This window comes from Aquirufa sp. 5-AUSEE-100C1 (assembly GCF_054558655.1).
Genome location: NZ_JBPXKO010000003.1, coordinates 316,275 through 325,498 on the forward strand (window position 1 = coordinate 316,275; position 9,224 = coordinate 325,498).

Genomic DNA, 9,224 nt, shown 5'->3' on the forward strand with positions numbered 1-9,224 from the left:
GAATTATAAAAAGGAAAGAATTTCCGTTAAGTTCTCGATTTCTCGAAAATTTGGATGAACCACCGGGTGGCTAACCATTTCGTGGGCCCAAGTCGTATGGAATGGAATATGGACGGCATGTCCTCCTAATTCAAGTACCGGTAAAATATCTGATTTTAACGAGTTGCCAATCATTAAAAATTGGCTTGGATCGACGTCCAAGTGTTGGATCAACTTTTGATAGTCGGACGGTTTTTTATCCGACATGATTTCAATGTGGTGGAAGTATCTCGCCAAGCCCGACTTCTTTAATTTTCGTTCCTGGTCCAACAAATCGCCCTTCGTCGCGACTACGAGTCGATATTTCCCCGATAATTCGCTTAAGACTTGTTCGACATGGGGAAGCAATTCAATCGGGCGGTCCAACAATTCCTTTCCGATTTCCAGAATTTTTTGAGTCCCATCAGCGCTTAAATTTCCGCCGGTAATTCGAATAGCAGTCTCAACCATTGATAGCATAAATCCCTTTACCCCATAGCCATACAATTCAAGGTTATCCATCTCCGTTTTGAATAATTCTTGCTCTGTCTGATGGATGGGTAAATAGTTCTCAAATAGGCTTGCAAAGGCCTCTTCGCTCTCGCGAAAGTACGGCTCATTCACCCATAAGGTGTCATCTGCATCGAATGCGATTACCAGCATGTTGATAGGATTTTAACTAAAAACTGCCGGGGATTTAGCCCGGCAGTTTTATTGATTAAAATGATTTTGCGATCGTAATGAAATCGGCCGCAATAAGCGATGCGCCTCCGATCAATCCGCCATCCACATCAGGACCGGCGAAGATCTCTTGTGCATTCTTTGCGTTGCACGATCCACCATATAAAATCGAACAATGATCGGCTACCGTTGCGCCGTATTTAGCAGCAATGTGAACACGTAAATGCGCATGCATCTCTTGTGCTTGTTGGGCCGAAGCCGTCAAACCCGTACCAATCGCCCAAATCGGCTCATAAGCAATCACCACTTTACCGAATTCCTCTGCCGATAAATGAAATAAACTCGCCGTTAATTGATCCGCCACAAAAGCCAAAAAGTCGCCACCCTCACGAAGTGCTAAACTCTCTCCACAGCAGAAAATGGGCGTAATGTTATTGGCCAAAGCGGCATCTACTTTCGCAGCTAATTGCTCATTCGACTCCGCGAAATATTCACGACGCTCCGAGTGTCCAATCAATACATAGGGAATAGCCGCCGATGCTAATTGCACCGCCGAAATCTCTCCTGTATATGCACCGGATGCCTTCTCGTGGCAGTTTTGAGCCGCCACCGCTAAATTATCTATTCCTTCTACGACTTGCGCCACACCTGTTAAATACAATGCGGGCGTCGCCATAATCACTTGTACATCCGCCGGAACGTCCGACTTCACCAATTGAGCTACTTCCGTAGCCAAAACGAATGCCTCCGCAGCCGTTTTATTCATTTTCCAGTTTCCAGCAACAATTTTTTTTCTCATACGTTCATCTGATTAAGCTTCAAAAATACAATTCCTTTCCCGCTTACGAAAATCCAAGCAGAAAAATCCCAAAGATTCCGTATTTTCACAATCCATTACCTCATTTTCCCTATGATCAAACGCATTCTTCTTGCCTTGTTATTCATTGCCTCTGGCAAATCCGCATACAGCCAAACAGACCTTTTCCCCCACACGAAATCTAAATGGGTAGATTCGGTCATGAAAAGCCTGTCCATCGATCAAAAAATAGGTCAAGTATTAATGCCCCGGGGAAACTCCAATCCAAGTTATGATACCACGCGTCTTTTCGAAATTGTCAGAAACTACCATGTGGGTGGATTTGTGCTATTTGCTGGTTATCCAACAAATCAAGCACGCTTAGTAAACAAACTCCAATCGATGTCCAAGGTGCCCCTTTTCATCGGAATGGACTTGGAATGGGGATTAAACATGCGCCTGGATTCAACCGTCCGCTATCCCTACCAGATGACCCTCGGTGCCATCCAAGGGAATGATGCCCTGATCGAGAAAATGGGTTTTCAGATCGCCCAACAGTGTAAACGCATGGGTGTACATATCAATTATGCCCCGGTCGTCGACGTGAATAATAATCCGGATAACCCTGTCATCAATTTCCGCTCCTTTGGAGAAAATCGCGATGCGGTAACTTCAAAGTCTTTGGCCTATATGCGTGGCTTGCAAAAGGGGGGAATCATCACTTCGGCGAAACATTTTCCCGGTCATGGTGATACGGGAACAGACTCCCATTATGATATTCCAGTGTTAAAGCATAGTCGGAACCGCCTCGATTCCCTCGAACTTTTCCCTTACCGCGAACTCATCAAAAAAGGCTTGCAAGGCGTAATGGTGGGGCATTTAAGCATACCTGCCTTGGACTCCACGGCCATGCTTGCCTCCACGATGTCCAAGCCCATCGTCACAACTTTACTGCGTGATAGCCTCAAATTTGAGGGCCTTGTATTTACCGACGCCATGGACATGAAAGGGGCGACCAAAATGTTCCCTGAAGGACAAGCTAATGTGAAAGCTTTCCTCGCAGGTAACGATATTTTAGAGACTTTTGTGGATGTCCCAGCCGCTTTCAATGCCATCAAAAAGGCGCTTGAATCGGGGGAAATCACGGAGGCCGAATTGGACAAACGCGTTCGCCGGATTCTGAATGCCAAAGCCTGGGCCGGACTTGATCGCTACCAATCGATCGAAATGAATCGATTGATTGAAGAATTAAATCCGATTCAAGCTGATATTCTCAAACGTACTTTGGCCGAAAAATCGACCACGGTCTTAAAAAATCCATTTGATTTAATTCCACTTCGTCGCTTGGATACCTTGAAGATTGCCACCTTGGCGATCGGTAAAGCGAATTATGGAGGTGTTTTCCCGACGGAGTTCCAGAAATTAGCCCAAAACTACGTCGAGATGGACCACTTCTACCTCGATGAATCCAGTGCCGATTCGACCATTACCCGGATCGAAAATACGCTCAAGAATTACAACGTGGTTTTGGCGGGATTACACGGGATTTCGTATCGTCCGGTCAATAATTATGCCATCAAACCCCAGATTCAAGCGCTGATTAAACGCTTCGCGAAACCCAATACGATTCTATCTTATTTCGCTAATCCATTTACCTTCAAGTCTTTCGAGAACCTGAAAAATTTTGGGGGATTGGTGTTGACCTATCAGGATGGGATCGCCCAACAAGAAGCAGCGGCGTCCGTCATATTTGGGGGTATTGCCTCAGAGGGCAAGTTGCCTGTCAGTGCTTCGGCAGATTATCCGGCGGGCATGGGTGTTATAACGCCAAGTTTGGGTCGCTTGCAGTACAATGTTCTACCCGAGGCGGTAGGTATTTCAAGTCAATACCTCAATAAACATGTTGATTCCTTGGCACAAAAAGCCATCGATATCAAAGGTGCACCGGGTGCCGTTGTGCTCATCGCCAAAGAAGGTAAAGTGATTTACCACAAGGCCTTTGGTAAGCAAACCTATGAATCGAATGAAGCGCTAAAAAAGACGGATATTTTTGACTTAGCGTCAATAACCAAAATTTCTACTTCCGTTCCTGCGTTGATGAAATGGCAAGATCAAGGAAAATTCTCCTTGGAAACGACCATGGGCGAATTGATTCCTGAATTTGCGCAGAGCAATAAGAAGGATTTGAAATATTTGGATGTCTTGACCCATCAAGCAAAATTGCGCGCTTGGATCCCATTTTGGCAGGACTACATCGATAGCACCGACATGATTGTGCACAGTAAAAAGTTCAATCAGTTGTATGCCAAGGATGACATGCAATATACTTTTCTCGAAAAGCATTTGACGAAAGCCGCTGGAGAGGAGCGCATCAAGAAAATCATTCGTACGCAGAAAAATCTTTGGGAGTCCTGCGTCGACTTGAAAAATGAGATAACGCGCTGGAAGCCAAGAACCCTTTCCTATGCTTCTTCCGAGGAATATCCGATTCAGGTGGCACCTAATCTTTGGGCACACCGTAGCATCAGCGCACAGGTGACAGATGCCATTAAAAATTCGGCATTACGGGAGAAAAAGGAATATGTGTATTCCGATTTATCTTACTATTTATTGCCGCAAATTGCACCTCGCTTAACAGGAAAAACATGGACAAATTACTTGTCGGAGACATTCTACAAGCCACTCGGTGCGAGCACATTGGTGTATCAAGCGGAGAAACACTTTCCGTTGAGTCGCATTGTCCCGACCGAATACGATTCGCTCTTCCGCAAGTCCTTGATTCATGGCAAGGTGCATGATGAGGGAGCGGCTTTATTGGATGGGATTAGTGGTCATGCGGGATTGTTCGGGAATGCGAATGATTTGGCGAAATTGATGCAGATGTATTTGCAGAATGGATATTATGGAGGCCAACAGTTTTTGGAGGAAAAAACGGTCAAGCAATGGACCTCTTATCCACTTTCGGTTGACGAAAATTCACGAAGAGGCGTAGGTTTCGATAAACCGGATCGCAAGAAACCCGGTATTTCTGCCGCTCCGTCTGCAAGTGGCGCGAGCTTTGGACATTCGGGATTTACGGGAACGTATACCTGGGTAGATCCGAGCCAAGATTTGGTGTATGTATTCTTGTCGAACCGCGTATATCCAACGCGTAACAACAGCAAAATTTCCGATGCGAATATTCGCACGGAAATCAATGAGGTGATTTACCAAGCCATTAAAAAAGGAAATTAATGCGGATTCTAATCACGGGTGGTACGGGATTTATTGGGCAGGCTTTACAGACTTATTTACATGCTTTGGGTCACCAAACGCGTGTATTGTCTCGTAAGGATGGCTGGGATATTCAGCGTGGTTATTTAGCCGAAGATGCGCTTGAGAATATTGATGCCATCGTGCACTTGGCGGGTGCCGGGATCGCAGATGGTCGCTGGACGGAGGCTCGCAAAAAAGAGTTAATTCATTCACGGGTAGCTTCGACGCAGTTATTGGCGGAGGCCTTGAAGACGCGCCAACATAAGGTACATACCTTTGTTTCAGCTTCTGCGATTGGGTATTACGGCGCTGATTCTGGGGAAACGATATGTCTGGAGACGAGTCCTGCGGGGAATGATTTTTTAAGTGCTTGCACGCTGGCTTGGGAACAAGCTGTGGATGCAATTCAGGGTCCCCGGGTCGTGAAATTACGGATAGGATTGGTGTTGGGTGCGAACGGGGGAATATTCCCGGTATTGGCCCGACCGATTCGTTGGTTTGCTGGGGTAATTTTAGGCCGAGGAACACAAGGGCAATCCTGGATTCATATTCAAGATTTGGTGAAGATGTTTGCTTGTGCCTTGACGGATGAGCGCGCGGAGGGTGTTTATAATGCCGTGGCACCGAAACCAGTGACGCACGAGGAGATGACGCGTCAGATTGCGAAGGCGTATCGCCGACCGGTTTGGTGGCCGCATGTGCCTGCTTGGGCATTGCGTTTGGTGCTGGGCGAGATGGCTGTTTTAGTGACCGGCGGAAATTTTGTCTCGTCGGAGAAAATACAAAAAGACTTACAATTTACGTTTACCTATACACGCCTCGCCGAGGCTTTAAAAGAGATTATTCATGACTAAAACCATTCTAGTTTATTGTGGCTCTTCCAAAGGGCATAATCCCATTTATGAAGCGGAGGCGAAGGCCCTGATGCAAGCGTTCAAAAAGCATGATTGCAAATTGATTTTTGGTGCGGGAAGTGTGGGCATCATGGGTATTTTGGCGGATGAATATTTACGGTTGGGCGGGCATGTAATAGGAGTAATTCCTTCGTTTATGGAACCTTGGGAGGTGAAGCACAAAGGCATCCAGGAATGCTATGTGACGGAGACGATGCATAGTCGGAAGCAAAAGATGGCCGAATTGGCGGATGGCGTGATTGCCTTGCCTGGCGGATTTGGGACTTTGGATGAGTTGTTTGAGATGTTGACCTGGAAGCAGTTGGACCTTCATCAAATGCCGATTTCTATTTTAAATACGAATGGTTATTTTGATCATTTGATTGCTCAATTGCAGCACATGGTGCATGAGGGATTCTTGAAGGCGCCTAATTTGGATGCCTTGCAGATTGAAACGAATCCGGAGCAATTGGTGGATTACATCATGGCGTATGAGCCTGAAAAAATGGAGAAAAAATGGATATATCGCGGCTAATTAGCTTGTTTTTATTGGTGGCATTCATGGGTTTCGGGCAGAAAAAGCCGGAGAACTTGGGCTCTGCCGTGAACAGCGAATTTGCAGAATTAAATCCAGTGATGGCGCCCGACGGGAAGACTTTATATTTTGGTCGAAAGAACCACCCATCCAATCGTTTCGGAACCCAAGGCTCGGAAACGGTGGCAGGTTCGCAGGATATCTGGTATAGTGAACGAGTAGGGGATGTGTGGAGTACGGCCAAACGTATGCCGGATGTATTGAATCGGGATCAATACAATACGATTTTATCGATTTCTCCGGATGGGCAAACGATTTTATTGAAGGGGGCTTATATCAATGGGGTGTATGAATCGCGGGGATTTTCGATTGCGAACAAGGTCGTGGGCGGTTGGTCGATTCCGGAGAAGGTTCAGATTCCGGGCTATGAAAAATTAAGCCGAGGGAAGAATGAGTATGCCTATCTATCCATGGATGGGAAGGCATTGCTTTTGGCATTTGCGGAGAAGAAGAATAGTGACCGAGACGACTTGTATGTGAGTTTGTTGGGGGATTCGGGTTGGTCTAAACCGATCAACTTGGGAGATGGGGTGAACACGGAATTTTCGGAAACAACCCCGTATTTAGCGGCGGATGGAAGGACGATGTATTTCTCGTCCGACCGACCGGGTGGCTTGGGTTCTCAAGATATTTACATGACGAAGCGTTTGGGGAATGGCTGGACCTCATGGCGGAAGCCGGTGAACATTGGCCCACCGGTGAACACGCAGAATTACGATGCGTATTATACATTATCTGCGAAAGGGGATTATGCCTATTTCTTATCGAGTTCAGAGACGGGGAAGAAGGATATCTATCGGATAGCCATTGAGCAGGAACCGGAGGCTCCTGCAGTTGTGGAGACAAAGCCGGTCATCCAGCAAGATGTGAAGTCGAGCCCGCGGATTGTTTCGTCTGAGACTTCGGAGGCGGTGGTCTTACTTTCGGGAAAGGTGAATGATGCGAGTGGAAATGTTCCCAAAGGAGCTTCGGTGAGTTACGAGGATTTGAAGACGGGGAAAATCATAGGTCAGGCAATTCCAGATCCAGGAAGTGGACAGTATAAATTGGTTTTACCTTATGGTATCAATTATGGAATTACGGCTAAGGCCGATGGTTTTTTACCGAGTTCCTTGAATCTTGATTTAAGTCAAATGCGGGGGCGTTATTTAGAGTTGGATGGGCGTGATTTAGCGATGGCACCTATCGCTAAGGGTAGTACCGTTACGGCCAATAACCTCTTTTTCGAGTTAAATAAAGCGACCTTAACGCCGGAATCCGAGCCGGAGTTGAATCGGATGGCTCAAGTGATGAGGGAGAATGCGACGCTGCGGATCGAGATTTCAGGACATACGGATAATACGGGTACGGATGCCATTAACGATGCCTTATCGCAAGCGCGTGCGGATGCGGTGAAGAATTATTTATTGAATGCGGGGATTCCAACGAATCGTATTCAATCGAAGGGGTATGGCTCGAAGAAACCAAAAGTTTCCAATGAGACGGAGGAGGGAAGAGCACAGAATAGACGGGTGGAGTTCTCGATTCTTTAGCCGATTGTAGAGACGCGATACTTCGCGTCTTGTATTAATTTATTTAGACGCGAGGTATCGCGTCTTTGTGGTTTTAAACAGACGCGAGGTATCGCGTCTCTACTTCTTTTCTAAGTATTCCCCGGGCGAGCAATCCATTTCTGCTTGGAATGCGGAGTAGAAGCTTGAACGTGAGCTGAAGCCTGCCATTTGGCCAATTCCTTCGATGGAAAGGTGTTCAAAATCTGACGAATTCATCAGTTGGAGCGCATATTGAATGCGAAGGGTTGTTTTCAATTTCGGAAAACTTTGTTTGAACAAAGCTCGTAGGCAATAAGATACGTGGTGTTGTGGAACTTTTAGGGCGGCGGCCATATCGCCGATGGAGAAATCTGGATTTAAATACGGCTTTTCTTCGGCCAAATAAGCATTAATTTGATCTCGTAGTTCGATGAATGGATTATCCTCATCATCTTCGTCAATCGTATTTTCATCCACTTTTTGTTGGATAACTGAGGTTTTTGTTTTGCGCGCATCAGCAATTTCCGTGTAAATGGGAAATCCGTAGAGGATTTGCGGGAAAACCAATAGACTTAAGGAAAGAAGCAAAAACATGATTCCTCCCAGATTGTGTACCAAATTCAATGCACTATAGGTCTCTTTGGGCGTCTTTTGAATGAAGTCGGCCGTTATCATTCCAAATGCAATCAACAAAATAATTAGCGTGATGAAGAACATATTTAACCAGCGGTAGGTCAACAAGTATTGCTGGGTTGGTATGGATTTTTTGACAGCGGGCCGGTATTTCCAGACGCGATAATAACTAACCGAGGTGTAAATCATTAGTGAGCTGACTCTCATGATGTAATTAGCGGCAATGGGGAAGATGACATTGACTCGCATGAATTTCAATTGATTCATGTCGGCAAGAATTGCACGCGCGGTTTCTAATTTCTCTGTAAAGGGTGTTAGGTAATAGGGAACATTGCCTAATAAGACGATAAGTGCTGGAATAAAGTGCAGAAAATCGATGGGCTTTAAAATGTAGGTATCTCGAAGAATTCCACGGACATAAAAATAGATCAGCGGGCCAGCTAACATCATGAAGGGGGCAAAATGCCCGTAAAAAATGGCGAGCCAAAATGGAGAATCTCCGAAAACGGAAAAATAATGCGTTAGACTGTAAATGGAAATGATAAATAGAAATAACCCGAGATAAACGGTGTTTTTGTTCTCCCTCCAATTAAAAAATATGAGAATAATCGAAATAAATAAACTTAAGAGGGCATTAAATAAGAACATGTATTATTTAATCGAGATTTTTTTAGAACAAGGTGTAAAATTATGAATTTTAAAGGAAAGATATCTTTTCTGTCCGATTTTTTAAAACTAGGACATGTACCTAAATTAAAATCAAGTATGTAAACTTCAAAAGTTTGACCTTTGTTTTGGTATAATCCTAGTTCTATTATTTT

Annotated in this window: 7 protein-coding genes; 4 read left to right on the forward strand and 3 right to left on the reverse strand. The window is 45.3% G+C overall.

Annotation, left to right across the window (positions count from 1 at the left end; translation table 11 throughout):
* Positions 1–3: 3 nt before the first annotated feature.
* Together ACMH5P_RS08485 and tpiA are read right to left on the reverse strand one after the other, a co-directional pair.
* On the reverse strand, positions 4–681 hold the full coding sequence (locus ACMH5P_RS08485) for an HAD family hydrolase (protein ID WP_459493921.1): 678 nt from the start codon (positions 679–681) through the stop codon (positions 4–6).
* Between the two features lie 55 nt (positions 682–736).
* Positions 737–1,498, reverse strand: a complete 762-nt coding sequence (tpiA, locus tag ACMH5P_RS08490) for a triose-phosphate isomerase (protein WP_459493922.1) — start codon at positions 1,496–1,498, stop codon at positions 737–739.
* Positions 1,499–1,609: 111 nt separating this feature from the next.
* On the opposite strand from tpiA, the gene ACMH5P_RS08495 reads away from it, so the two are divergent.
* The 4 genes from ACMH5P_RS08495 to ACMH5P_RS08510 are packed head-to-tail and all read left to right on the forward strand — an operon-like array spanning position 1,610 to position 7,770.
* On the forward strand, positions 1,610–4,729 hold the full coding sequence (locus tag ACMH5P_RS08495) for a glycoside hydrolase family 3 N-terminal domain-containing protein (protein WP_459493923.1): 3,120 nt from the start codon (positions 1,610–1,612) through the stop codon (positions 4,727–4,729).
* Positions 4,729–5,604, forward strand: a complete 876-nt coding sequence (locus ACMH5P_RS08500) for a TIGR01777 family oxidoreductase (protein ID WP_459493924.1) — start codon at positions 4,729–4,731, stop codon at positions 5,602–5,604. Before ACMH5P_RS08495 ends, ACMH5P_RS08500 begins: the two co-directional genes overlap by 1 nt.
* Entirely contained in the window at positions 5,597–6,178 is a 582-nt protein-coding gene (locus ACMH5P_RS08505) for an LOG family protein (RefSeq protein ID WP_459493925.1), read from the forward strand. Before ACMH5P_RS08500 ends, ACMH5P_RS08505 begins: the two co-directional genes overlap by 8 nt.
* The gene (locus ACMH5P_RS08510) at positions 6,160–7,770 is read left to right on the forward strand and encodes an OmpA family protein (protein WP_459493926.1); all 1,611 of its coding nucleotides are present in this window, start codon (positions 6,160–6,162) and stop codon (positions 7,768–7,770) included. The genes ACMH5P_RS08505 and ACMH5P_RS08510 overlap by 19 nt, the downstream gene beginning before the upstream one ends.
* 99 nt (positions 7,771–7,869) lie before the next feature.
* Here the strand turns inward: ACMH5P_RS08510 and ACMH5P_RS08515 are convergent, their stop codons facing one another.
* Positions 7,870–8,853 (reverse strand): helix-turn-helix domain-containing protein, encoded by a 984-nt coding sequence (locus ACMH5P_RS08515; protein ID WP_459493927.1) that lies wholly within the window; start codon positions 8,851–8,853, stop codon positions 7,870–7,872.
* Positions 8,854–9,224 lie beyond the last annotated feature (371 nt).

What these genes read in the sequence shown, in the direction of transcription:
- ACMH5P_RS08485 (WP_459493921.1), bottom strand. Translation starts at nt 681, where the DNA reads ATGCTGGTAATCGCATTCGATGCAGATGACACCTTATGGGTGAATGAG.
- tpiA (WP_459493922.1), bottom strand. Translation starts at nt 1,498, where the DNA reads ATGAGAAAAAAAATTGTTGCTGGAAACTGGAAAATGAATAAAACGGCT.
- ACMH5P_RS08495 (WP_459493923.1), top strand. Translation starts at nt 1,610, where the DNA reads ATGATCAAACGCATTCTTCTTGCCTTGTTATTCATTGCCTCTGGCAAA.
- ACMH5P_RS08500 (WP_459493924.1), top strand. Translation starts at nt 4,729, where the DNA reads ATGCGGATTCTAATCACGGGTGGTACGGGATTTATTGGGCAGGCTTTA.
- ACMH5P_RS08505 (WP_459493925.1), top strand. Translation starts at nt 5,597, where the DNA reads ATGACTAAAACCATTCTAGTTTATTGTGGCTCTTCCAAAGGGCATAAT.
- ACMH5P_RS08510 (WP_459493926.1), top strand. Translation starts at nt 6,160, where the DNA reads ATGGATATATCGCGGCTAATTAGCTTGTTTTTATTGGTGGCATTCATG.
- ACMH5P_RS08515 (WP_459493927.1), bottom strand. Translation starts at nt 8,853, where the DNA reads ATGATGTTAGCTGGCCCGCTGATCTATTTTTATGTCCGTGGAATTCTT.